Origin of the sequence: Bacillus sp. AFS040349 (assembly GCF_002577655.1) — a bacterium.
GTDB lineage: Bacteria > Bacillota > Bacilli > Bacillales > Bacillaceae > Metabacillus.
In genome coordinates this window covers 1-24881 of sequence record NZ_NUMC01000089.1, presented here as the reverse complement: position 1 = coordinate 24881, position 24881 = coordinate 1, and the positions used below count along the sequence as shown (strand labels likewise).

Sequence of the window (24881 nt, the reverse complement as noted above, 5' to 3'; positions counted from 1 at the left end):
GAAGTTTTGACAATACGTTACTATTGTAAGGGGTTTTTAAATGAAGATTAGCTTTCTATTTCGGAAAGCAACCGAAACTTTACATAATAACTCAGTTCTTTGAAACCCTATTGATTAGGGAGTTTTAGGAGGGTATTGTATGGCAAAGTCTGAAAAAAACACATCACAAGGCAACTTGACATGGTGGCAGTTATCACTAATAGGAATTGGATGTACGATTGGGACAGGTTATTTTCTAGGATCTGGAATTGGGGTTGAAATTGCTGGTCCTTCCATTGTTTTCTCGTTTTTATTAGCTGCCCTTGGAACTTTTATTGTTTATAATGTTTTAGCAAAAATGACTGCTAAAGACCCACAGGAAGGCTCATTTTGCTATTATGCTGGAAAAGCATTTGGTAAGTGGGCTGCATTTGGTTGTGGATGGAATTATTGGAGTTCAAATATTCTTGTAATGGGAAGTCAATTAACAGCACTAGCCATTTTGTCACAATTTTGGTTTCCTAATGTTCCTTTATGGATTTTCTCAGCAGGGTATGCTGTACTTTCCATCCTTGTTGTGATTTCTGGAACGAGTGGGTTTGATAAAATGGAAGACATTTTTGCTGTTGTGAAGTTTGCTGCTATTGTTATGTTCATCATTCTTGCCTTAGCCGCACTCTTTGGATGGATAGGTGGTGGAAACGCAAAACCAACAGGTGTGCCTGTCGCACCTAAGGAACTTTTTCCAGATGGTTTTAAAGGTTTTTATGCTTCACTCATTTATGCCTTCTATGCATATGGCGGAATCGAAGTTATTGGATTAAAAGCAATGCAATTAAAGGATAAAAAGGATGCACCAAAAGCTGGATCTTTCATGTTAATTAGCTTAACTACCGTATATGTATTATCGTTAGGACTCGCTGTTTCACTAGTTGCATTTGATAAATTTAGTGACAAAGAAAGCCCATTTGTCACTGCTTTATCTGACTTTCATTTGCCATTTTTCCCACATGTTTTTAATGGCGCCATTATTATTGCTGGTTTTTCAACAATGACAGCCGCTTTATATGGAGTAACAAACCTCCTTGTTACCCTTGCTGATGATGGAGATGCACCAGCTGTGTTCTCAAAGAAATTAAAGTTTAAAAGCTTACCTTTACCTTCATTAATTCTTGCAACAGTTGGGCTTATTTCCTCAATTGTTACTGCTTTATTGTTACCAGGAAAAATATACGAATATATTACAACAGCAGCAGGAATTTTGCTGCTATACAACTGGATCTTTATTATTTGTTCTTCATTTAAACTTCTGAAGCTAAAAGCTTGGAATAAAATTTTAGGATATATTGGCTTAATACTTCTCCTCGCCGCAATCAGCGGAACCTTGTTTGAAAAGTCAATACGACCAGGTTTTTACATTAGTATATTATTTGTTACCATTATCGGGATGATTTGTTTAATTATGAGAAAGCATTGGAAAAACCCTAAATCTAATAGCAAAGTGAAATATTATTGATATTTTGAGGCCTCAGTATATTAGCGCATGATACATCGTATGTCCAAAGTGAAATTGAATTGATGCAAGCGAGATTACTAAGGTTATCGTTGTTTGTGCACAGGGAATCAGGACAGGAAACAGTCTTAATTGTTGAGTTCTGTCTCGATACTTAGGGTATCGGGACAGAAACTACTCTTTAGAATAAAACCCTGTCTCAGTTCCTCCGATATCAGGACAAAATTCTACCATAAGACGTAAACCCTGTCTCAATAAAAAGCAAATCGGACCAAAAAATCAAGCCTTCTTCCTTTATCCCCTAAATGGGCCATTGCCCATTTCTAAAAACTCACCTTGTGTATAATAGTAATAATCTTCTCCATTTCCATGTCTCTCGAAGAAGACATGCTTTTACTCCACCTTCCAAAAATATCACTGTCCATCCACTTCTTTTGCCTCATTTTCCCAATGATATTCAGAAAGAATATCAGCAAAAACATCAACTGTTCTTTCAAGCTCATCAAGATTATTATCTACTCCACCTATTTCAATCAACATTGCTTTATTAGAAACATCTTGATTATAAACACCATTACCCTCACTTTTTGATTTTAAGAATACACCTCGACTAATTCCTGGATATTTTTTCTCGAGTTTTTGATGTAAAGTCTTGGCAAAATCAAGATTTTCTAAATAGTTTTCATTTTCTTTTCCCACAACAAAATAGAGTCGCGCGTAAGTCTCTCCATTAATCGTTTTTGTCGTAATGTTTTTTCTTGCAGAATCACGATGAATATCAATGTAATATACATATTCACTATTTGTTGCCGTCGCTGCTTGATCTACAATTGTTCCAGAAACGGTATAGGCCTTCGTTGACTTCCAACCTTTTTGTTGTAGCTCTTGAGTCATATTTGTTTTATCGTGCTGTACACCAATTCCCTTTTTCATTAGATTTTCAGTTAAACGATTTCCAAGGCCAATTACATTTACACGCTCATCCGAACTAATTGCCTCACTTGGCTGTTCAGCCCCCTCCAATAATGGTAAAAAAGACTCCCAGCTATGGCTCTGATAGATAAACACTGTTTTTTCTTCTGGATTCGTTATTTGTTCATTGTTATCTTCTGTTGTTCTTCCCTTTAATTCTTCCTCCACAACTTTTCTTTCCTGAAGTAAAATTTCGGTTGGTGGGGGAGATTCATATGGTATGTTGCTAAGATTCGTTCCTTCACCTGCAACTGCTATCTCTGTATCATATAATCTAAGACCAGGTAATTCATTTCCTAGAAAGGTCCTTGCGTCAGTTGGTTTTACACTTGTTGCAAGCTGAATGGCTAAGGTAGATAAATTAGATGCTGTTAATAAGGGGTTTTCAGATTCTGGATAGAAATAATGATTTTCAAACTGGAGAAAATGTACAAATAACAGTTCTGTGTTTAGTTCACCGATCGTTCTCTGGATACTTCTTGAATCCACAGTAACATTCATCGAAATCAGAAAGCCAATTAAGAAGAACATGAGGAGGATTATTAGAATAGGTATATAAACAAGTTTTAAAATGAATGGTCTTGTAGATCTCACTGTACAACCCCCTTCACTTATATATATGAATAGCAGGAGATTGTATGGCTAATTTTTCTAACTTTAAACTTGAAAAGGCCACTATGTAGTCGATATACACAGCGGCCATCTTTTAACTAACACTTCCCATTTCAATTTGCTTGAGTTCGGCTTTTCTCTCCTTTTTATAAAATATAAGAAAACCAATCAAACCTAAAAACGATGAACCTGCTAGTAAGAAATACAGCGTCGATCCCCCGAAGTTTTCAAAAATAATTCCTCCAACTGAAGATCCGATGATTCCTGTTATTCCAAAGGAAATACCTACAAATACCATGTGGCCTGTTGCTTGTAACTCCTCAGGAACGACTTTATACAAATACTCCAGAGCACCTAAAAAAACGATAGCAAAACAAATTCCATGTAAAACTTGAATACTTAAGAGCATCGCTGGATCCTGCGAAAGCGCTGTTAATATCCAGCGAATACAATAAAGAACTGAGGCGATTATAATATATTTAATTGGGCTAGAAGAACGAAACCATTTGGCACTTAAGAAAAACAGAAGTGCTTCACTTGATACACCAATAAACCATATCCACCCAACTAACATTTCGTTCCCACCTATTTCAAACAAATATAAACTAATAAACGAATCACTAGTTCGGTGTGTAAGCAAAACTAACGAAATCAAGATAAAAAATGCCGTTAAGGTTGGATCTTTAAAAAACATACCAATGTCTTTATAGTTCACTTTTTTGCTACCAGCTTTTGCATCAGTTAACGTCAATGAAAGTAAGCAAGTAGAAATCGCGAGAACAGTAATGGGAATCGCTAAAAATCCAATCCCAAACTTCGATAGTAAAAAGCCACTAAATAATGAAACGAGCGCAAAGCCAATAGATCCCCACATCCTAATTGATCCAAATGTGACGGAGTGAATTTGAGATTGTCTTTTTGCAAGATTATCAGCCAGTGGATTAAGTGGTGAGAAAAAAAAGAAAAAGAGAGATCCCGCTATAATAATCCATAAAAATGAATCAATCTGAAACAGCCAAATTACACTTACCGAAAATCCTATTAAACAAGCAAATAAAACTTTTTTCACTGTCTTATACTTGTCACTAGCATATCCCCATAGCGGCTGAGCAATCAAGCCGACAAATGGACCAATTGCCAAAAACCAGCCAATTTGAGAGCTAGAAAATCCTTTATGCTGAAAGTAAATTGGAAGAAAGCTAACAACCATTGATCCGATAGCGCTAACGAAAAACATAAATGTTCTTAATGGTACAAGGGAGTTTTGTTTTATCATAAAAAAATCCTTTTGTTTTATTTGCAAGTATGAGATAAAATATAAACATTTTCATACTTACATATCTTAGAAGTTTAGTTATCAATTTTTCTATTATAAAACATCTTCTCCAGAAATGTAAGGGTTTCAATTTTCCAAAAGAAAAAACACCAGCGTACTAGTGTCTTTCCATAAAGTCGTGAAATTATTCAACATTTTCTGAAGCACGAATCGCTTCCTTTTCTTTTAAGTAGTTCAAGTAATTCATTTTATCTTCTAATTCTCTTTCTAAGTAACCCATGTACGCGAATAATAAACTAATATCCTTAGATATTTCATTATCCTTTTCTCGGACATATTTTTCTCTTATCTTTTTAACCTCTTTTTTCACAATCCACCGCTCTTGATTAACTCCTTCTTCTACTACGTCAAAACCTTTTACATCAGCTGACGTAATAAGCTCTATCCCCATAAAGCGTTTCACAGGTTTTTTTTCATGTTTATTAATGATATAAACAAACTTTTCTGATTCGAGCTCCAAAAGCGCGTCAGGATGAATCTTAATTGACTTTGGGATTACATCTTGATTTACAATAAATTCTTTTAATTGATCAACCATCTTCATTACTAATGCCCCCATTTCTATGAATGTCGATAAATTGACGATTAGTACAAACCTATTCAAAGGCTGTTTAAAAAAGTACCGAATCAAAATAGGAGCTTACAACGAAAAAAGGTCTAAAATAAAAACAGACCCTAAAATAGGGCCTGTTGGATGGTTTAGTTGGTTTTATATTTTTTGAACGTTAGCAGCTTGAGGACCTCTGTTACCTTGCTCAATGTCAAAAGTAACTTCTTGTCCTTCATCTAAGCTCTTATAACCTTCTCCTTGAATTGAAGAGAAGTGAACAAATACGTCATCTCCACCTTCAACTTCAATAAATCCAAAACCTTTTTCTGAGTTAAACCATTTTACTTTTCCTTGTGCCATTAAAAATTTCCTCCTAAATCAATCAAAACATGTTTGATGACAATTTCGGTTATTATTATTACCCACTGAAAAAAAAATAAACATATATATACTCTTTTTTTAAAATATTTTTTTAAAAGGTAAAAACTACATAAAATAATAGTTAAATTTTTATCCACCCGTTTTTTCTATGATAAAATAATTACTTGAAGAAACTGGATTAAATACTCACTTAAACTCATTAAAAGAAGTACATTTTAAAAAAACTGAGATGGAGATGAAAAATGACTAATTATAAAATTTTGTTTCTCGACATTGATGGTACACTGCTAAGACCTGATGACACAATAGAGGATTCTTCAAAAAAAGCTATAGCTGAAGTAAAGAAAAAAGGAATTGAAGTATTCCTTGCGACAGGTCGCCCTTTACATGAAATATCACATATTGCAAAGGAATTAAATATTGAATCATTTATTGGCTACAACGGAGCGTATGCCATTCATAAGGGTGAGGATATTTTTCGAGCTCCAATGTCAAGTTCAACTGTTGAGAAATATGTTGAAATTGCCAAAAACAATGGACATGAGCTTGTTTTGTACACTCATGAGGAGAATATTTTCTCAGACTTAGAAAGTCCAATCGTTAAAGAATTTATTTCAGCTTTTCACCTACATAAAAATAATTCCTATTCACTTGATGTAATTGATAAAATTTTAGGAATCACTCTTATTAATTTAAGTGAAAATGAACCAGCATTATATGAAAAAGAAGATCCTTCGATTCATTTATCACAGGTTAATGTTGATGGGTTACGTCATTGCTATGATGTTATTCGTGACAACGTAAATAAAGGAATTGCAGTTCAGCATATCCTAGAGCTACTCTCTCTTCCAAGAGAAGCTGCCATTGCTTTCGGTGATGGAATGAACGACAAGGAAATGCTAGAGGTTGTTGGTGAAGGATTTGCTATGGGGAATGGACATCCTGATCTTTTTCAATATGCAAAATATAAAACAACGAAGGTAACAAACTCAGGTATATACAACGGTTTAAAATCACTTGGCCTTGTTGACTAAGCTGTATTTCTAATTTGTTTTAGGAGGAACTGCTTTGTACGAACAAAAAACAAAAGAAAATGATAAAAGTGTCATTGAATATATTGAAAGCGTTGAAAGTCCCAAAAAACGCGAAGACGCCTACAAATTATTAGATATTTTTACGGATGTATCAGGCTATCAGGCAAAAATGTGGGGACCAAGCATTATTGGGTTTGGAAAGTATCATTATAAATACCCCACCGGTCATGAAGGTGATGCACCCCTTGTTGGCTTTTCTCCTCGAAAAGCCAAAATAAGCTTGTATTTTGCAACAGGTGATACCGAACGAGAGAAGTTACTGGAAAAATTCGGTAAGCATACTTGTGGAAAAGCATGTGTTTATATTAATAAACTGGCAGATATTGATACAAAATTTTTAGAGGAGTTAATTTCTCAATCAATCAACTTTTTGAGAAGAACTTATCCAGAGTAACCAAACAAAACTAAACCGTTCATAAGGTTGAACGGTTTAGTTCTTAATTTTTTCACTTACCCCTCAGACATCATCGTGAGTGCTGTCTCTAATAAGACATTTACTCCCTTTTCACAATCTTCCCAGCTTGACTCCTCCACCTCACAATGACTCTTTCCATTTACGCTTGGGACAAATACCATTGCGGAAGGAACATAGCTTGCTAAAAATTGTGCATCATGTCCAGCACCACTTACCATTCTTTTGTAGGAGTACCCTAATGTGTCTGTTGATTGCTCCAACAGTTCGCATAGGTCTGGATTAAACCAAACTGTATTACGATCCCATAATTTTCTTATCTTTACTTCACAACCTTCTAAAGCTGAATTGGGGAGTGAACGGATAATTTCTTCAACTTTTTGGATGATCATGAAATCTTTATGTCTTGCTTCAAAAGAAAAAACCACTTTATTTGGAATGACTGTGTGTACATTCGGTAACACACTCAACCTTCCTAATGTATAAACTAGTTCATCATCTAAGGTTCCTACCTTTTGGCGTATTGTTGAGATAAGATGATTTGCTTCAAAAAGTGCATCCTTTCTCATACTCATCGGGGTTGTCCCAGCGTGGTCAGATTCTCCAGTTACTTCAATTTCATAACATACCATCCCTAACACACAATCAACGATTCCTATAGTAAGATTTTCACTTTCTAATATCGGTCCTTGTTCAATATGTAACTCTAAAAAACAAGATGCTTCTGTTAATCGATTTTCTATCGCCCCATTATATCCACTTTTTTGCAGTGCCTCGGAAAAGGTCTCTCCATTTTGATCTGTACTTTTAATCATATCCGATTTATTAAATTTTCCTGATAGGACACCTGAAGCCATCATTGACGGTTCAAACCTTGCTCCTTCCTCATTAGTAAAATTAACAATGGTTATAGATGTTTCAGGCTTTATCTTATTTTCCACAAGTGTTCTCACAATCTCTAATCCCGCTACAACACCTAAAACACCATCAAATTTACCACCATTTTTAACTGTATCCAAATGTGATCCAATGACAATCGGGGGCCTCTTTTTTTTACCTTCTAGTGTTGCATAAATCGATCCCATATCGTCTACCTTTATCTTCATTCCAAGATCTTCACAACATTTACAAAAATAATCTCTAACCAAAATATCCTCCGATGATAATGATAATCTAGTGACCCCATTATTTTCTGTACGACCGAAATTAGCGAAAGTTTCTAGTTCATTTTTAAGTCTTTCTCCGTTAATTAATACCTTTTGTCTTTGCATTAGATCACTCCTTTTTCATATGTAGTATCATTATTTTCACATTATTCAGATAGTCATGTCAGTTTATTTGGTATCTTTTCTGTCAGACTAAATTCCGACAAGAGGTGAATCAATTAAATGCATTTTTGGCAAAACCGCTGATATCTTTTTTAAAACAAGGAGTTCGTTTCAACATATTAGTCAAAAGCAATATTGTTTACGAATCAAAAAAAAAACTGCCCCAAAATTTAGGAACAGTTTCATACTTGTATCTTTTTATTTAACATCAAATCAAGATATAGCTGACACTTTTGATTGAAATCTGAAAAATCAATCGTTGTTAACTCAGCAATTTGTTTCATTCGGTAATTTAACGTATTTGGATGAATAAACATTTGTTCTGCAGTTGGCTTCAATTTGCAGTTATTCACTAGATAGTACTCAAGAGTTTTGACTAGCTCTGTTTGACTTTCTTTATCCTTTTGTTGAAGAATCTTCAGATTTTTATTTGAATAGCTATTACTCTTATTTTTTTCGTTTATCACATCAAGATAGCGAAAAATACCAATTTTATCATGTTCATATGGAACATTCTCCTGTGTTCCAAGTTTTTCAGCAATTGAAACAACTTCCAGCGCTTCTTTGTAACTCGTTTGAAGCAATGTAATAGGTTGATATTCATTACCGATTCCAATAAAAATGTCCGAATATCGCTTCTCATCAAAGTTTGATAACAGGTTTTCGATAATATTTAAAGCAGCTTCTACTGGTGAGTATTTTAGGGAATAGCAACCAACGATAATCACTATATTTGTCCGATCTACTAACACATGGCTTGTATTATCTTTTAAATTTAAATATGATCGAATGGTTTCTTTTAATTCTTCTACAAGCTCCTCATCAGCATGAATCGCATTCACAACCATAACACTAAAGATGGACGGCAAAACAATATCTAGCTGTGTGGCTTCCCATCTAAGTTCCTTCTCATGAACAAAGTCACCATTAATCACCTGACGGAAAAAATGTTCAATTTTTTCAGCTTTTTGTTGTTTCAATTTATTTTTCTTATAAATCATCTTACCAACATGAAAGGAAGCATCGTATAGGAAGGTTAACTGTTCATCAGTTAATGGATCCTCTATTTCTTGTATCCAAATGTATCCCATGATTGTTCCTTTGTATTTGGCACTTACAACAACTCGTTGATTTAAACCTATTTCCTTCATCTCGTGAATTCTAAAAGGATGCTCATTTGTTTTTAATTTGTCAATAATTCCTGTCTCGACAAATCTTTCAAAAATAGTTAATGGACATTTTTTTGCAAAAATCGTTTGCTGATTTGCTGAATCAAAATGATCCACATAATAGGAATTATAAGCAAGTAAGAAAAAATGATCACTCTCAAGAATAACAGGCTTTTTTAAACCATTGCTAATACCGTCCACAATTTCGTGTAAATCAGATAAAGATAACACACGCTCTAATAGCTCATCCATATGAAAACTCCTACTCATTGTTTCTTACCATTATGATACTTTGTCAATAAAGACTTGTATAGATTCTTTGTAGGAAATGTGGCAAGGTTTTTTTGTAAATAAAAAAGCGGACATTCAATTGTCCGCTTTTTCATTATTCCTCATCTTCTTCAACTACTGTAACCGTATCACTTCTGTTATCTCGTTTTGCTTCTTGAAAGGTGATATGATTATCCGTACGATTTGTTCGAGTTGCATATGATTTTAACAATTCTCCCATATCAATACCTGTCATTTCTTTTAATGGTTCTTGGATATCTACCATTGTTTTTGTAATGCTTTTGCCAAATGAAGAAACACCTTGACCGTTACCGGAATCAATAATCTTAACAGAATCAATATTCGTTAGTGGCTGTGCAATTTTCTCTGCAAATACTGGTAACATTTCAATTAATTTTTCAGTGATAATAACATCACCATGTTTTTCCATTGCCTCAGCTAACAGCTTACGAGCCTCGGCTTCTGCCTTACCACGCTCACGAATGACGTCCGCTTCAGCAGATCCTTCTTCACGACGAATTCTTGCTTTTGCTTCTCCATCAATTTCAGATTTTCGTGCCTCTGCTTCTGCTTTACGGGTTGTTTCATAGTATTCGGCATCAGCTTTTGTTTTACGTACCTTACTTTCTTCTTCCTCAAGCTTAACGGCACGTTCCCGCTCTAAAAATTTAAGCGTTAATTCTTCTTCCTTAACCTCTTTTGCAAGCTTTGCTCTTTCTAATTCATAAGATTGCTCAGATTTAGCTCTTGCACGTTCAGTTTCCTCTTTGAAGGCAGCATCTTTAATATCTTTTTCCTTCTTTGATTCAGCAATTGCGATCTGCCGCTTGTATTCTTCCTCTTTAGCCTCTTGATCTGTCTGTGCTCTATGAATTCGTGTTTCACGCTCACTATTAGCCTCGGCGATTTCTGCCAATTTTCGAACCTCAGCAATACGAGGTCTTCCTAGGTTTTCTAGATATCCGTTTTCCTCATCAGCATCACGTAAATCCGTTAACCCTAGTGAAGTAATTTTAAAGCCCATTAAATCTAATTGCTTTTGAGCAACCTCTGAAACGTCATGATTAAATTTTTCACGATCACTGTTAATATCCTCAACCGTCATTTTTGAAAGAATCGCACGTAAATTACTTCCAAGAACCTCAATAATTTCTGCTTCAATTTCTTCCTGTTCTTTTCCTAAAAACTGTTCAGCATAATTGGCAATTCCATTTAACGTATCTGCCACCTTTACCATGGCAACAGCATCTGCTACAATCGGTACGCCTCCATTTGTGTATACTCTTGGTGTAGATAGCTTTAACTGAAACGAAGTAAGGTTAACAGGTGTAGCCGTTTGAAAACGTCTTAGTCTGTAACCGCCACCTCTAATAATTTTCATAGAACGTCCTTCTTGATCAGCAAATATATTCGTTTCTTTCTCAGGATCACCTAGTTTTGGACCAGTAATAATAAGTGCTTGATTTGACCTAGCAGTTCGATAACGAATTTTCACCCAAAAGAAATAACCTACTCCAGCTATTGCTGCAATAATTAACAATGGAATGAAAATAACAATTACACCAAAAAAACCTGACATATGTCTTCCCTCCGTATGTTTTAATAATGTAAATTTCTATGATCCCACGTGGGAGATGACCATTTCCATTTACAATCTGTATAATGAAACGTAACTAGTTATGTTCATTAAGTAATACGAACGAAGTAGAGGAAAGTTTCACGAAATGAAAAATTCTCTTACTTTATTACAGGAGGTGTATGATGTCATTTTTACGCGTTAATAGAAGTGAAGTTCTCCCTGTTTTTGCTCATTCTGTTTTAGACGTGTTCATCCCTGGTGAGATCATAGAACAAAACAATTCTACATTAATTAGTACGAGTTCAGGCATATTTGTTGTGTCTGGAGAGCCAAATATTGCGTTTCTTAACCATACAATTCTTCCTATTTATGAAAATAAAAAACAAAAGAATGAACGATTTACCTTGTTTTCTACTTCCAAAGAATGGGATGAGTTATTACTAAATAAAGCAACCAATGAGTTTAAGCAATACAAGCGGTATTCTTACTTTTTTAACAAACATAGATATTCATCACTGGTATTAAAAGATCTAACAGCTGGGTTTGAGTTAAGAAGATTTAATGAGAGCACGATTATCAAAAGTCATGAGTTCAATGAAGCCTATATAAAACAATACTGGGGATCAGTAACGCGGTTTCTTCAGCATGGATTTGGATATTCCATTACATATAAAAATAAAATTGTAAGTGAGTGTATTTCAATTTTTGCATCTGAGAACTATGCGGAAATTGATGTGGCTACTTCTTCAAACTTTAGTGGAATGGGCTTAGCCTCACATGTTTCAGCTGCTTTTATTAAGCATTGCCTAGAGCACGATAAAGTACCACGTTGGGATTGTGATATACATAATGTAGGCTCGATAAACCTGGCTCAAAAATTAGGATTTGAGAATCCAAGAATGTATTCAATCTTTGTTAAAAGGTGAGACTTTTATATTGAGAATAGAAAAAAGAAAGCAGAAACTATCACTGCTTTCTCCCTCTTTATTATAACATCTCACTAATCGTTTTTGCCTGCATATGAAGAGCCAAGTAATCAGGTCCACCAGCTTTTGAGTCCGTTCCAGACATTTTGAAGCCTCCAAATGGGTGATAACCAACAATAGCTCCCGTGCAATTACGATTAAAGTAAAGATTTCCAACATGGAATTCATGTTTTGCACGTTCAATATGTTTTCTGTTTCTTGTAATTACGGCACCTGTTAAACCGTATTCTGTATTATTAGCAATTTCAAGCGCTTCGTCGAAGTTTTTTGCTTTAGAAAATGCTACAACCGGTCCAAAAATTTCTTCTTGCATAATTCTTGCATTAGGATCAAGATCCGCGAAAATGGTTGGTTCAATAAAGTACCCTTTTGAATCATCACCTTTTCCACCACTGACTAAGCGACCTTCTTCTTTACCAATGGAGATATAGTCCATGATTTTATCATATGACCCTTGATCAATAACCGGACCCATGTAAGTATCGGCTTTTTCTGGGTTACCAGTTACCTTACTTTCCGTAATTTCAATAACACGCTGCAGGACTTCATCATATACATCCTCATGAACCACTGCACGAGAGCCTGCTGAACATTTTTGTCCTGCAAAACCAAATGCTGAGGCGAAAATGGATTGAGCAGCTAATTCTATATCACAATCATTATCTACAACAACTGTGTCCTTACCACCCATTTCAGCAATCACTCGTTTTAAGTGCATTTGACCTGGTTGAACTTTTGCAGCGCGTTCAAAAATACGCGTTCCTACTTCACGAGAGCCAGTAAATGTAATAATGCTTGTTTTTGGATGGTCAACTAAATAGTCACCTACTTCAGCTCCACTACCAGGAACAAAGTTCACAACCCCTTTTGGTAATCCAGCTTCTTCAAGTACCTCAACAAATTGTGCGGCAATAACAGGTGTTGCACTTGCAGGTTTTAATACAACTGTATTTCCAGTTACAATCGGTGCAACTGTTGTACCAGCCATAATTGCAAATAGGAAGTTCCAAGGTGGAATGACAACAGTTACGCCTGTTGGGGTATAAATATATTTATTACTTTCACCTTCACGACTGTTAACAGGCTTTCCTTTTGCTAGTTCAATCATTTGTCGACCATAATATTCTAAGAAGTCTATTGCTTCAGCTGTATCAGCATCCGCTTCATTCCAAGGTTTCCCAGCTTCTTTTACTAACAATGCAGAAAAGTCATGCTTTTTACGACGAATAATGGCAGCTGCACGGAATAAAATATTCGCTCTTTCTTCCGGATTCCAGTATCTCCACTCTTTGAACGCTTCATCAGCCGCTTGAATTGCCATTTCTGCATGCTCTTGAGTAGCCTTTGATACTTTACCAACAACTTCTTCTTTATTTGCTGGGTTGTATGAGACAATTTTTGCTTCAGTTGTTATTCTTTCTCCATTGATAACAAGAGGGTACTCTTTTCCCATAATTTCTTGCACATTTTCCAAGGCTTTTTCAAAAGCTACTCGGTTTTCCTCAATTGAAAAATCAGTAAATGGCTCGTGTTTGTATGGTGTTGTCATCGTTCATCGTCTCCTTTATTTTTAAAGTTTATTTTTTGGTCATTCCTTTAAGGGCAAAGGCAATATTGGCTGGACGCTCAGCAAGTCGTCTCATAAAATATCCATACCAGTCACGTCCATATGGTACATACACACGCATTTTATAGCCTTCTTTAACTAGCTCTCTTTGTGTTGTAGAACGCATTCCATAAAGCATTTGAAACTCAAAAGTATGTTTAGGAATGTTGTATTCATCTACTAACCTCTTTGTGTACTCAATAATTGCATCATCATGAGTAGCAATTCCTGCATAATTTCTATTTAATAGATGTTTTTTGATGATTTTTTTGTAATTATTATCAACATCCTTTTTTTCAGGAAATGCTACTTTTGGAGATTCTTTATATGCACCCTTTACAAGACGTAAAAAGGGTTGATAACTGTTTAGATCATCTAAGTCTTTCTCTGTTCGGTACAAGTATGCTTGTATAACAGTACTTATATAGTGATAATCCTTTTTTAGATCTTTGAAGATTGATAGTGTATCTTGACAACGTTGTTCATCTTCCATATCAATTGTTACCATCACTTTATTCTTTTCAGCGGATTCCATGATTTTCATCATATTCTCATAAACTAGATCTTTAGAAATATCTAATCCTAGTGAAGTGAGTTTTAATGAAACATGAGAATCTAACTGCTGAGCAACAATGGTTTCAATTGTTTGAATACATTCTTCTGTACGCTCTCTTGCTACCGTTTCACTTCTAACAAACTCACCTAAGTGATCAACTGTAACCGATAATCCTTCATTATTTAATTCTTTAATAAATTTAATGGAGCTTGGAAAATCCATTCCACCAACAATCTTTCCAGAGGCAATATTAGTACCCCAATTTTGAGCGGCACGATTTAACGTTTTGTTGTTTGATAAATATAAAAATAGATCTCTTGTAATAACTGACACTATAAACACCTCCATTAAGAAGCAAGTAAGAGTTTGTTTCTTTACAAATATTTTACGATTTAACAGCGGATTTTCACAATGTAGCACAAATACAAAGATTTCATTACCTCGTTGTGTAAAACATACAACCAATAATAAACCGTTTACAAAGCTGTATATAAACTACCCGCTATATTTATACACTTCCACAGTTTTAGATAAGTTAAACAAGCTAAGTGAAATTCACTCATTTCTTTATGTCAAAGAAAGGTATGACTAGATGACCTTAGTTAATATTTATAAAAATAGGGCTTTGCCAATATAAAAGTTAAAAAGAGCATGTCTTAATAAAATTTATAGTATGATAGAAAAAGAAGCGTATTGAGGCGAGGAGGACAAAAAGTGAAAATAGCCATCTTTCTAGTGATTATTATTGGGGCTATCTCTTTAATAGGAACGATTTTAATTGGAGGCAAAGGTGATAAAGATTATGATGAGAATACAAAATCGAATATTTCTCGTTTATCATGGATTTATATTCTTCTAGGTATCGCTATTATTATCGCCTTCGCTATATACATAAAATAATGAACACAATACTTATTTCATTCTTCTTGGTTTAAATGTGAACAAATTAAGAAGAATTTTTTTGTAGATCAAAAGAAAGGGTTCATTAGGTTGACATTTCCTTTCAAACCGTTTAAAATGAAAGCGTATACAACAAATTAAACATATAATTGAAACCGATTTCACATACTTGTAAATAAATAGTATTAACATCAAAGGAGAATACAGAAATGAAACAGTTTGTTTTTTTAATTGACCTAGGAGAAGATAAAAGAGAATATAAAATTCCTGCATCAGGTATGACGGAGGCAGTTGCAAAATTAAAAGAAGTTAAAAACCAATTAAAACAAGAGAATTATGCAAAATTTAAAATTCAATTCAAAGGCGTTATTTATGAAAACGCTTCCTGATAGGTGGATGCATCGTTGAATCGCTACGACTACCAAAAGAAAGAGATCGTCCATGTGACGATCTCTTTCTTTTGGTTTATTTTTGAGCTTCTGAAGTCTTATCATGTATTTTCTCAAGCTTATGAAAATAAGCAGCAAATGATACATACGCGATAAGTGTTCCCATGAAAAATGGGATAAGGAATGTAAAAACTCCAATGCTCATATAAAGAATAATTGCGCTAGATACTAAAACCATTAAATTAATTAATGGATAAACCATGGTGAGAAAGAATGAATTCTTAATACTTGTAAATAGCTTTAACTCGGAATGCACAGTGTTTGAGAAGAAAAACACTGTCATTAAAAACAAAAATAAAAAGCCTACTAAAAAAAACGAACTTATAATAATATTCATCTTAGCAAAAAAGAAAAAATCCGCTCCCCATACTACCCAGATAAAGGTTAAGATTATTCCTCCTGTTAAGCTTCTCAGATAGTTGTCTTTATAATATTTCCAATACGATTTTAGTAATGGTACATCAAGATCACCCATCACCCATTTACGAACTACACCAAACATTGCCGTTGTTGCAGGGAAAAAGATAAAAGGTGCCAACACTGCAATAGTTAATAAAAACAAGAACATAGACGATTGATCTGTAGCAAAAAGTATAGAGAAAAGTAAATAACAAATTGGTAGATTAAACAAAATCCAAAGTATATTAATAACGGACAAACGCATAATCCATTCAAACACACGATTTAGTCCACCCATTAAACCACTCATCAGCAACATCCCACTTTCACATATAATACTAATTTTATTATACCACTTATCTGTATCCGATTACATCTGTAGGATTTTTACCTTTAAAGAAGCCCTTTACCAATTAATAAATAGGATAGAAGTATCTTTTTGTATCATTTATAGAATTTAGCTATACTGTAATAGAAAGGATGGGATTTTTCATGAGTTCACAAGACATTCAACAAATAATCGATGAACTGAAAATGGAATATATACGAGTGCAGGGAGATATTGAGAAATTAGAAGCAACAGGACACTCAACCGAAAAGCTTGAGAGTAAGTTACTTGAACTTGAGGAAGAACTATCAAAAATTCGTACTCAACTAAAAAATAGTTAAACGTGCTATATTATATGTACAACAACTTTTGAAAATAAATGAAAGATATAACGAAAGAAATACAGAGAGAACAAACCTCAAATGGTTTGTTCTCCCATAGTTCAACTATTAACTATTAATCTTCAATAGTAGCGTTACCATTTCTTACGTCGATATCAACTTTAATTCTGTTATCAGACTCTTGCTCAGCTTCTGTTTCCACTTTAGCTTCTGCTTTTGCTTCTAATTCAGCTTCTAGCTCAACTCTAACCTTTTGAATTGCTTTTAGCTCAGCCTCCAACTCAGCAAAAAGTGCAGCAATTTGATCATTACTATATCCCATTTAATATTCCTCACTTTCGTATAATATAATAGACTAACTTACTAGGTTAATTTACTACTAATCTTCAATTGAAGAGTTACCGTTTCTTACTTTAATGTCAACTTTAACTCTGTTATCAGATTCTTGCTCAGCCTCTGTTTCTACGTCAGCTTCTGCTCTTGCTGATAACTTAGCTTCTAGTTCCGCTTTCAATTTCTGAACGGCTTTAAGCTCTGCTTTTAATTCAGCAAAAAGGATAGCTAATTGATCATTACTATAACCCATACATCTTTCCCCCCTTTTCTCTTTACTTAATATAAAGTATGAAAATAATAGGATTTTGTATGGTTAATATAAATCAAGTAAAATACACATTTTCCTTTTTTTAACACAAAAAATATTTGATTTAACATTTCTCAAAAAAAATACACGATTTCCCCAATTTTATACAGCTGATCGAAACAACTATAAAGTGGGAAATTCGCGCATCATAAATTCGAAGTTTAGTTTCACCATAATTCTATTAAATACCTAATTTTTTTTAAGATTTGCCATATATTCTTGAAACGCTGATCTATTGCCATCAATTAGTTTTTCTAGTTTTTCGAATAATGTGCTTATATCTTCTTCATGATGATTCGACTTCATAAAGTGGTGATAAAAAAGGATGAAAGCATAAGCAATTCCCGTATTATCCACATAAACGATACCGTTACCACTCTGTTTGATACTGGCATTCCCGTTTTCATTTGTTAGTTGAGTAGAAATTGTATTTGAAAGTTCTTTTATATGTTTTTCAACAGAATTCTCAATCATTTTTTCTACTTTTCCTAAGATCTCCTGTTCCATATTACTGTAATCTTCGCTCATATTAACCTCTCCATATCATATATTCTCCTTTTATACTATGAACTTAAATTGTTATATGTATAGTTTGTTTTCCTAAACAAGTAAAGTTAATATGAGTTTTTTAAGATCTAATAGGCACTTTTTAAGAAGAATATTAAATTAGAACCTTTTAATTCAGGGAGTTGTCAAATTCTTTTCAACCGTGTAACAGCTAAAGTGTCTTTAACACACTCTTCGTCCGACCGATTGTTTCGTTAACGGAGTTCCAAAATATCATGGAGCAATTGAATTACCTTCAATATTGCAGATAAGTTAATGTCATTACATATATAGTAATATCACTCAAACGAATTTTTTCATTTAGAGTTGTAACCCCTCTCAGTCTCTAAAGCCAAATTTTCAAGCTTAAATTCTGTATAATATGCACCTTATGAGCAAAACACCCATATATTATTGTCAAAAGTAGATATAGGGAGGGATGAGATTGTCTACTAGCGCTTATATCAAAAAAAATGTTTTTCCCCAAGTTTTTGTAAAACCTCAGTTAGATCAAATGAATGTAAATCAACGTTTATATTATTCAAATAAAGTACTTAAGCATATTGAGAAACAAAAAGAAAAAAACGGTGCATTAGAAAAAGCACAAGAGGAATTATTTTGTGAGTTTAACGACCTATCATTGAAAAACAAAAGGTTAATGAGTGATTTTTGTCAGCATGTCGCAAAGCAGACGAACTTCACAGACTGGATCACCCAACAAGTGAAGGAACAAGCTACCCTTCATGCAGAATTAGTTGATAAACAAAAAACTCATAGTCAAGATATACAATCTATTTCTCATAATGTTTCCAGTCTTTCTTCTACTCAAACAAATCATACGAACCAACTAACCAATCAAAAGCTGGAACTGGGAAAAATAAAAGAAGATGTCTCAAAAATAGATGAATTACAATCAACATACTCTAAGCAATTATCTGAATTTAATCATGAAACAGATCTTCTTAAGGATCAAGTCTTACGACAAGGCAAGGATAACGAAAGCCTTCTTCAAGAACAGGAAAACCTTAATCGTTTACTTTCAACTCAGCAAAAACAAATAGATACTCACTATCATGAGCTCTCTAATCAATTAGACGAACATAAAAAAGTTCATGATGAACTGAATCAGAAGTTGGCTAGTCAAGATGAAATGAACAATGATGTGGAACAACAATATAACAAGCTTAACGACCAGTTTCTTGCTCAAATTAAAATAAACGAAGATGTTACTTCTTCTATACATGATCATGAACAAAAAATGATTAACTTCTCAGACCGCTTGTCTCAACAAGAAGCCCTATACCAACTTCTTCACGTTAAACTGATGGATGTAGATGAGCAACATAATCACCTGTATCAGCAACTAAATGAACATGAAACCACTATTTCAAAGTTAGATGAACATTTACTAAATCATGATCATGTTCATAAAGACTTATATGAAGAACTCTTTTTTCAAAAAGAAGAACTACTTTATCAAGTGAAAAAGTATGAAGATATGTACAATGAGCTTCACAATAACATGAAGAAGAGAATAAAAGCTCTAAAACGTCACATCGCAAAAACAGTTGCTATGAATTTTGCTATGTTTAACTCCTCTACAGACCAGCAAACACAGTACGAACTCCCTACTTCAACTAATGAAGATGATAAAAAATATGGCGAATTGATACAAAAATTGAATGATCAAGTGAAAGTAAACATTGATCTAAAACGTGAACTTTCTAATACTAACTACAAAGGTCCATTTGTGGAATTATTTAAAGGGTTACCCTCGAATTTCCCAATTGATTCTATTTTAATTAACGGAAAGAATGTGGATGTGACTCGATTCTTAAATATAAGTTCTGAAGGTAGTATTGCTCATTTTACAGATGAGCTGCAGGTTAAAACATTCGATTGTAATAAGATAGATGGAGTGAACTGGGGGAAAGAAACATTAGAAACAAAACCGAATGATTATAATTGACAGTAAAAAGGGAGCGATACTTACTATATCGCTCCCACAATTGTTATTCTTCTTCTTCTTCTTCAGCTTCTACTTCTCCAAATGATAGTCCGTCAACTTTATTAGTGTCAACAACAACAACTTGACCGTCTTCACCGACAAAATAAGCACAACAGTCACACACATTTGAAATGTTTGTAACAGGTACTAATAAACCGTTTAAGAAAAGTCCTCCCATTGGATACCCTGGAGGTAGTTTTTTAAGAATATCCTCAATACAAGTTTTTTTGTAATCTGACATTACAAATTTCCCCTTTCAAATTTAATTCTCTGATTTTCAGAGTTAATATACTATATGAGGAAGATTCATTATTGTATAGACTAATATAATAGATAAATAAAAAGGGCATCCACAATAGCATAATAGACTAATAAACATTAGAAAAGCTTGGCTAATCGCCAATCCCTAATGGCGAATGCCTTAGCTTTTCTTAAACTATCATCCACAAAACTTATACTTCTGACAGTACAAAAAAGGTGCGTATTTATTAGCGCACCTTTAATTACTAGCATTTACTAGCTTTTTCCTCTTCTTCAGTTTCAGCTTCTCCAAATGATAAACCCTCAACTTTGCCTGCATCTACAACAACGACTTGACCGTCTTCACCGATAAAGTAAGCACAGCAATCACATACATTTGTAATAGCGGTAACAGGTACTTGTAAACCATTTAAAAAGATCGCTCCAACTGGATAACTAGGAGGAAGTTTTTTAAGAATATCCTCGATACAGCTTTTAGGCTTATGATCCTCGGGCTGTAATAATTGATCCCAAGGACTAGGCTGCTGACTTTTGCCTTTACTACCTTTTTTTCCACTCATACTAATCCTTCCTTTCAAGTTAAATTTCTCAAAGCTTGAGAGATAATATAAACTATGAATGGAAATAGATTTCTGTATAGACAAGTGTCAAAACTAATAGAAAAAAAGGCTTATAAAAACTGAAAAATAGGCTAGTAAATGGCAGGTAAGGTTATGTGAGCCTATATAAACTAACAATCATCAAAGTCATCATCTTCTAGTTCCCCAAAGGAAATACCATCTATTTTCGCTATATCGAAAATAACAACCTGACCTTCTTCATTCACAAAATAAGCTACACACTTTTCACAATCCATATTAGAAAATGCCCAAACCTTTACTGGAAAACCATTTAGATAGATCGTATTAACAGGATAATTTGGAGGAATTGTCATTAATACATCATGTATACATTTTTTATTTTTTTCTTCCATTTTTCTCCCTCTTTGCCAATTATTTCTCTACCACGAGATAATATAGGATATTAAACTAGTGCCCTTTCTGTATGGACGAATAACTAGTTTCTATGGAGTAAGTTGCCTAATTTTCACTTCTAGAGGTATGCATAATGAACACTAACTTATGTTTCGTTCCCACACCTATTTTTAATAGATGAGACAAGTGCACTAATCATTATGTTATTTTCTTACATATTTTAAGTATGAACATAAAAATGAATATAAGGAGGCAATTCGTTAAATGTACTATGATGAATTTATAGAATTTATGGAGTTTAAGAAGTTTAATCGTCATTTGTCATCTAGCCACTGTTCATGTCATGACGAATTATTTCATGATAGGAATGACTGTTGTGATCGTGAATTCTCATGTAAAAGAACTCTAAGCAATGAATTTTCTTTTCGATTACGCAAGCTAATTGATTGCGATATAACAATCGAAATATTTTCCGGAGAAAATATCGAAAAAATAAGAGCGAAACTTGATTTTGTTGGAAGTGACTTTATTGAAGTGTGTCTAAAGCATGAGCATGAAAAACCTCATAAAGAATGGGAACATTATAAATTACCAAAAGAAAGAAATGAGTCCAAAAAAAGAATCATCCCTATGGAATCAATTAAATGTATTGATCTATAAGAATTTATAGTATTTAAAAGGACTCAGTGGCTCACACACATTAAGATGCCAGCTACTGAGTCTATTGCCTTTTAAAAACCTGTAAAACCTCTATAAATATATTCAGTCAGGAAGCTAGTAAGCTTTGTAAGAAGATCAAAAAATAAGAGGAGCCCCATAATGATCATCATAAGCCCTGACATTTTCATAAGCTTTTGACTATATTTTCTTAAGGAATTTGTTTTTTCTAGAAAAAAGGCCATCACAAAAAAAGGGATGGCAAATCCAAGCATATAGGACATCACGTAAAGAAATCCTTCCCCTGTATAAAGTCCAAGAGCAATAACCGAGGCAAGAATCGGCCCCACACACGGCGTCCATCCAGCTGCAAATCCAACCCCAATTAATACTGACCCCACATAACTTGAAGGACTCCATTTTAGCTTAATTCTTTTTTCTCTTAATAGAACCCTTGGCTTCAAGAGTCCGATCGTTACAAAGCCAAAAAACAGGATGAAAACTGCCCCTATTTGTCTAATTAAATCCTGGTACTGAATAAATATGTTACTTAGCCAAGAGGTTGAAATTCCTAACACAATAAAAATAATGGAAAAGCCCAATAAGAAAGATAGCGTGTGAAATATAACAATACGTTTTTTCCCATCTGCACCCTCGGTTATTTCCCGTGCAGATAATCCTGTCATATATGACAAAAATACAGGATATAAAGGTAGACAGCAGGGTGAGAGAAAGGACAAACATCCAGCTCCAAAGGCTAAGAAAACATTTACATCAATCACCATTATTCATCCACAACTAGCTCTTCCATTGCAAGTAGAATATCATCTACTTTAACTGCATTGTTTTGATTCGCCATATCATAAAGACCTCTTATTTGCTGCTTCCCATCAACTAAAAACATGGTTGTGTTATGTGCAATAAAGTCACCTTCGAGTTTCTTGTATTTCATATGATAAAGGTCTGCAATTGCTTGTGTCTCCTCTTCAGACCCCCTCAGAAATTTCCATCCCTCAGGACTGGCCTCAAAAGCCTGAGAATATTCTTTAACCACTTCAATGGTGTCGTTCTCAGGGTCAAGAGTAACAGCCACCAGCTCTACCTTATCTCCAAAAAGACCTTTTTTTTGAAGCTCGGATTGTAATGTTTGAAAATCAACCATAGTGAGTGGGCAAATATCTGGACATTTTGTGTAAAAAAAGGTCAATAATTTGACTTTTCCATTATCCGAGTTATAGCTTTGTTCATCAATTGATTGCAAAATAAATGGTTCTACTTTATCTAGAACAGGAAGCTTTTCTTCTCTTGGCCAAACAGAATAAATAAGAAAAAAACCTACTAAGATAAACATAGCAGCCAGACCATTTACTATCACTTTTCTATTCTTCAAATTAATTCCCCTCCTGGACGGTTAAAGGGACTTCATTCATAACATGCTGCTCTTTTGCTGTAACATGATACATGACCTTATAAGAACCGGATTCCTCGAGCATAAGGTCAACGACATACATCCCCTTTCCGTCATAAGTCGCTTCATACGTTTCTTTCTCTGATTCTTCTCCATCCTTCCATACATCTATTCGTACATCATCTGCATGATTTATATCATTGTCCATTTGAGTAATATGGAGCTGTATAGAAAATGAAACACCTGCTTCTATCTCCTTTGGATTAAGCTTAACTGAAACATCTAAAAATTCTTCTTGGCCCTTCATATGTTCATGATGACTAGAAGGGCTCTGACAAGCACTCACAAAGAAAAACAAGAAGGACGTCATAATCATATTTGTTAGCTTTCTCATTATATTACCTCCCATTTTTTAACATTCTATGTTTTGTGTGTGATACCGGTCTATGATATTAGCGGATTTTCAGTACTTTAGACATACGTTTAATCCCTTTTCATTGGAAAAACATACCATGATTATTATAGGGTTAATTAAGATGGATAACTCATGCAGTTGTCCTTATCGTTATCTTCCCTATGAAAGTATAAGTTGAATTAATTAAAGGAGGAAAAAGCATGAACTATCATGACCATGATAAACAGTATGATTATCATCATGACTATCACAAATGTAAAAAGCATGGAAACGATTTCCATGATGATTGCCATGAATGTCGTGAACACCGTCGTCATCATCACGACGACCACTGTCCTAAATGTAAGAAACCTCGGCACCGTCATCACGACTGTGATTGTAAGAAACATGATCACAAGCATCCTCACCATCACGACTGTGATTGTAAGAAACATGATCACAAGCACCATCACCGCCATGACTGTGATTGTAAGAAACATGATCACAAGCATCATCACCGCCATGACTGTGATTGTAAGAAACATGATCACAAGCACCATCACCACCACGACTGTGATTGTAAGAAACATGATCACAAGCACCATCACCGCCATGACTGTGATTGTAAGAAGTGTGATCATCATGATCATTTTGAAACTTGTAAGCATCCAGTTATTTTTGACAGACGCTTTGTCGTAAAAGAATGTGACTTTCAGCATCATGATTCTTTTGACTGCCACGACGATTTTTGCTTAAACAATCACTTTATTTGTGATGATCGCTTCCGTTTCCGATTAGCTGGCCTAGAAGGAGGAATGGCCTTTAGACTTCGCCAATTAATTGATTGTGATGTAAAAATTGAACTCGAATGTGAAGAAGAGGAAATGCTTCAAGGCAGGATCTGTTTCGTTGGAGCTGATTTTGTAGAGATTGATGTTATGAAGAAAGAAAAGAAGAAGAAAAAAGTAAAAAGAAACCGACTCATGAAGAAAAGAGTTATTAAAAAGGAAAAAAGATGTAAAGAGAAAAAAGATGAGTTTCGTATATTACCATTTGAATCTATTAAGTCACTTTCTATTATGGAAAAAAAGGATGATTGCTGCTAATACTAACTCCGCCTAATTCTCTTTTTCTACCCTTTTATCCCTTTCAATCTAGTATTCCCCGCATAAGATATACTATCTGATTTTGGGTAGTGTCAAAAGATTT

General features: G+C 34.2%; 29 protein-coding genes. 10 read left to right on the top strand and 19 right to left on the bottom strand.

The features are described 5' to 3' along the window. Positions 1-139 precede the first annotated feature (139 nt). Entirely contained in the window at positions 140-1495 is a 1356-nt protein-coding gene (locus COD11_RS19040) for an amino acid permease (RefSeq protein WP_098798471.1), read from the top strand. A gap of 411 nt (positions 1496-1906) precedes the next feature. On the opposite strand, the gene spoIIP is transcribed toward COD11_RS19040, so the two are convergent. The 4 genes from spoIIP to COD11_RS19020 form a co-directional block, all read right to left on the bottom strand. Next, a complete protein-coding gene (gene spoIIP / locus COD11_RS19035; protein ID WP_231309304.1) occupies positions 1907-3058 on the bottom strand; it encodes a stage II sporulation protein P in 1152 nt (383 codons plus the stop codon). 112 nt (positions 3059-3170) lie between these two features. Continuing rightward, positions 3171-4352, bottom strand: a complete 1182-nt coding sequence (locus COD11_RS19030; protein WP_098798470.1) for an MFS transporter — start codon at positions 4350-4352, stop codon at positions 3171-3173. A gap of 184 nt (positions 4353-4536) precedes the next feature. Further along, positions 4537-4956 (bottom strand): hypothetical protein, encoded by a 420-nt coding sequence (locus COD11_RS19025; RefSeq protein ID WP_098798469.1) that lies wholly within the window; start codon positions 4954-4956, stop codon positions 4537-4539. 165 nt (positions 4957-5121) lie between these two features. Then, a complete protein-coding gene (locus COD11_RS19020) occupies positions 5122-5322 on the bottom strand; it encodes a cold-shock protein (RefSeq protein WP_098798468.1) in 201 nt (66 codons plus the stop codon). A gap of 263 nt (positions 5323-5585) precedes the next feature. On the opposite strand from COD11_RS19020, the gene COD11_RS19015 reads away from it, so the two are divergent. Beyond that, positions 5586-6377 (top strand): Cof-type HAD-IIB family hydrolase, encoded by a 792-nt coding sequence (locus COD11_RS19015; protein ID WP_098798467.1) that lies wholly within the window; start codon positions 5586-5588, stop codon positions 6375-6377. Between the two features lie 34 nt (positions 6378-6411). Then, entirely contained in the window at positions 6412-6831 is a 420-nt protein-coding gene (locus tag COD11_RS19010) for a DUF1801 domain-containing protein (RefSeq protein WP_098798466.1), read from the top strand. Between the two features lie 56 nt (positions 6832-6887). Here COD11_RS19010 and COD11_RS19005 read toward each other — a convergent pair whose 3' ends face one another. The 3 genes from COD11_RS19005 to COD11_RS18995 all read right to left on the bottom strand — a co-directional run bounded on the left by COD11_RS19005 (position 6888) and on the right by COD11_RS18995 (position 11216). Then, positions 6888-8120 carry a Zn-dependent hydrolase gene (locus COD11_RS19005; RefSeq protein ID WP_098798465.1) on the bottom strand — a complete coding sequence of 411 codons (1233 nt, stop codon included), beginning with the start codon at positions 8118-8120 and terminating at the stop codon, positions 6888-6890. A 239-nt stretch (positions 8121-8359) separates the two neighbouring features. After that, positions 8360-9598, bottom strand: a complete 1239-nt coding sequence (locus tag COD11_RS19000; RefSeq protein WP_098798464.1) for a PucR family transcriptional regulator — start codon at positions 9596-9598, stop codon at positions 8360-8362. 133 nt (positions 9599-9731) lie between these two features. Then, positions 9732-11216 (bottom strand): flotillin family protein, encoded by a 1485-nt coding sequence (locus COD11_RS18995; protein ID WP_255301641.1) that lies wholly within the window; start codon positions 11214-11216, stop codon positions 9732-9734. Between the two features lie 182 nt (positions 11217-11398). Here COD11_RS18995 and COD11_RS18990 point away from each other — a divergent pair, with 182 nt between their 5' ends. Continuing rightward, a complete protein-coding gene (locus tag COD11_RS18990) occupies positions 11399-12142 on the top strand; it encodes a GNAT family N-acetyltransferase (RefSeq protein ID WP_176551148.1) in 744 nt (247 codons plus the stop codon). Between the two features lie 61 nt (positions 12143-12203). On the opposite strand, the gene pruA is transcribed toward COD11_RS18990, so the two are convergent. After that, on the bottom strand, positions 12204-13751 hold the full coding sequence (gene pruA, locus COD11_RS18985) for an L-glutamate gamma-semialdehyde dehydrogenase (protein ID WP_098798462.1): 1548 nt from the start codon (positions 13749-13751) through the stop codon (positions 12204-12206). Between the two features lie 28 nt (positions 13752-13779). After that, entirely contained in the window at positions 13780-14697 is a 918-nt protein-coding gene (locus tag COD11_RS18980) for a proline dehydrogenase family protein (RefSeq protein ID WP_098798461.1), read from the bottom strand. Positions 14698-15078: 381 nt separating this feature from the next. Here COD11_RS18980 and COD11_RS18975 point away from each other — a divergent pair, with 381 nt between their 5' ends. Next, the gene (locus COD11_RS18975; protein ID WP_098798460.1) at positions 15079-15264 is read left to right on the top strand and encodes a hypothetical protein; all 186 of its coding nucleotides are present in this window, start codon (positions 15079-15081) and stop codon (positions 15262-15264) included. Positions 15265-15473: 209 nt separating this feature from the next. Next, on the top strand, positions 15474-15653 hold the full coding sequence (locus tag COD11_RS18970; protein WP_098798459.1) for a hypothetical protein: 180 nt from the start codon (positions 15474-15476) through the stop codon (positions 15651-15653). Positions 15654-15729: 76 nt separating this feature from the next. Here COD11_RS18970 and COD11_RS18965 read toward each other — a convergent pair whose 3' ends face one another. Then, positions 15730-16422: a YesL family protein gene (locus COD11_RS18965; RefSeq protein ID WP_176551147.1), complete on the bottom strand. Its 693-nt coding sequence runs from the start codon at positions 16420-16422 to the stop codon at positions 15730-15732. 182 nt (positions 16423-16604) lie between these two features. Here COD11_RS18965 and COD11_RS27010 point away from each other — a divergent pair, with 182 nt between their 5' ends. Next, positions 16605-16781, top strand: a complete 177-nt coding sequence (locus tag COD11_RS27010) for an SE1832 family protein (RefSeq protein ID WP_098798457.1) — start codon at positions 16605-16607, stop codon at positions 16779-16781. A 115-nt stretch (positions 16782-16896) separates the two neighbouring features. Here COD11_RS27010 and COD11_RS18955 read toward each other — a convergent pair whose 3' ends face one another. The 3 genes from COD11_RS18955 to COD11_RS18945 form a co-directional block, all read right to left on the bottom strand. Beyond that, positions 16897-17103: a hypothetical protein gene (locus COD11_RS18955; RefSeq protein ID WP_098798456.1), complete on the bottom strand. Its 207-nt coding sequence runs from the start codon at positions 17101-17103 to the stop codon at positions 16897-16899. Between the two features lie 57 nt (positions 17104-17160). Further along, a complete protein-coding gene (locus COD11_RS18950; RefSeq protein ID WP_098798455.1) occupies positions 17161-17367 on the bottom strand; it encodes a hypothetical protein in 207 nt (68 codons plus the stop codon). Between the two features lie 246 nt (positions 17368-17613). Next, positions 17614-17952 (bottom strand): hypothetical protein, encoded by a 339-nt coding sequence (locus COD11_RS18945; protein WP_098798454.1) that lies wholly within the window; start codon positions 17950-17952, stop codon positions 17614-17616. Between the two features lie 463 nt (positions 17953-18415). Here COD11_RS18945 and COD11_RS18940 point away from each other — a divergent pair, with 463 nt between their 5' ends. Then, the gene (locus COD11_RS18940) at positions 18416-19939 is read left to right on the top strand and encodes a coiled-coil domain-containing protein (RefSeq protein ID WP_098798453.1); all 1524 of its coding nucleotides are present in this window, start codon (positions 18416-18418) and stop codon (positions 19937-19939) included. Between the two features lie 43 nt (positions 19940-19982). Here COD11_RS18940 and COD11_RS18935 read toward each other — a convergent pair whose 3' ends face one another. The 3 genes from COD11_RS18935 to COD11_RS18925 all read right to left on the bottom strand — a co-directional run bounded on the left by COD11_RS18935 (position 19983) and on the right by COD11_RS18925 (position 21212). Then, positions 19983-20219, bottom strand: a complete 237-nt coding sequence (locus COD11_RS18935; protein ID WP_098798452.1) for a hypothetical protein — start codon at positions 20217-20219, stop codon at positions 19983-19985. A 265-nt stretch (positions 20220-20484) separates the two neighbouring features. Further along, complete coding sequence (locus tag COD11_RS18930; protein WP_098798451.1) at positions 20485-20799, bottom strand: hypothetical protein; 315 nt, start codon at positions 20797-20799, stop codon at positions 20485-20487. Positions 20800-20969: 170 nt separating this feature from the next. After that, complete coding sequence (locus COD11_RS18925) at positions 20970-21212, bottom strand: hypothetical protein (protein ID WP_098798450.1); 243 nt, start codon at positions 21210-21212, stop codon at positions 20970-20972. Positions 21213-21477: 265 nt separating this feature from the next. Between COD11_RS18925 and COD11_RS18920 the strand changes: the two genes are divergently transcribed. Then, positions 21478-21873, top strand: coding sequence for a hypothetical protein (locus COD11_RS18920; protein WP_098798449.1), 396 nt, complete (start codon positions 21478-21480; stop codon positions 21871-21873). 71 nt (positions 21874-21944) lie between these two features. Here COD11_RS18920 and COD11_RS18915 read toward each other — a convergent pair whose 3' ends face one another. From COD11_RS18915 to COD11_RS18905, 3 genes are read right to left on the bottom strand one after another with little or no spacing between them, the layout of a single operon-like run. Beyond that, entirely contained in the window at positions 21945-22652 is a 708-nt protein-coding gene (locus tag COD11_RS18915) for a cytochrome c biogenesis CcdA family protein (RefSeq protein WP_098798472.1), read from the bottom strand. Positions 22653-22654: 2 nt separating this feature from the next. Next, the gene (locus tag COD11_RS18910; RefSeq protein WP_098798448.1) at positions 22655-23260 is read right to left on the bottom strand and encodes an SCO family protein; all 606 of its coding nucleotides are present in this window, start codon (positions 23258-23260) and stop codon (positions 22655-22657) included. 1 nt (position 23261) lies between these two features. Beyond that, the gene (locus COD11_RS18905) at positions 23262-23672 is read right to left on the bottom strand and encodes a FixH family protein (protein WP_176551146.1); all 411 of its coding nucleotides are present in this window, start codon (positions 23670-23672) and stop codon (positions 23262-23264) included. A gap of 221 nt (positions 23673-23893) precedes the next feature. On the opposite strand from COD11_RS18905, the gene COD11_RS26530 reads away from it, so the two are divergent. Then, positions 23894-24778, top strand: a complete 885-nt coding sequence (locus tag COD11_RS26530; protein WP_141549711.1) for a hypothetical protein — start codon at positions 23894-23896, stop codon at positions 24776-24778. Positions 24779-24881 lie beyond the last annotated feature (103 nt).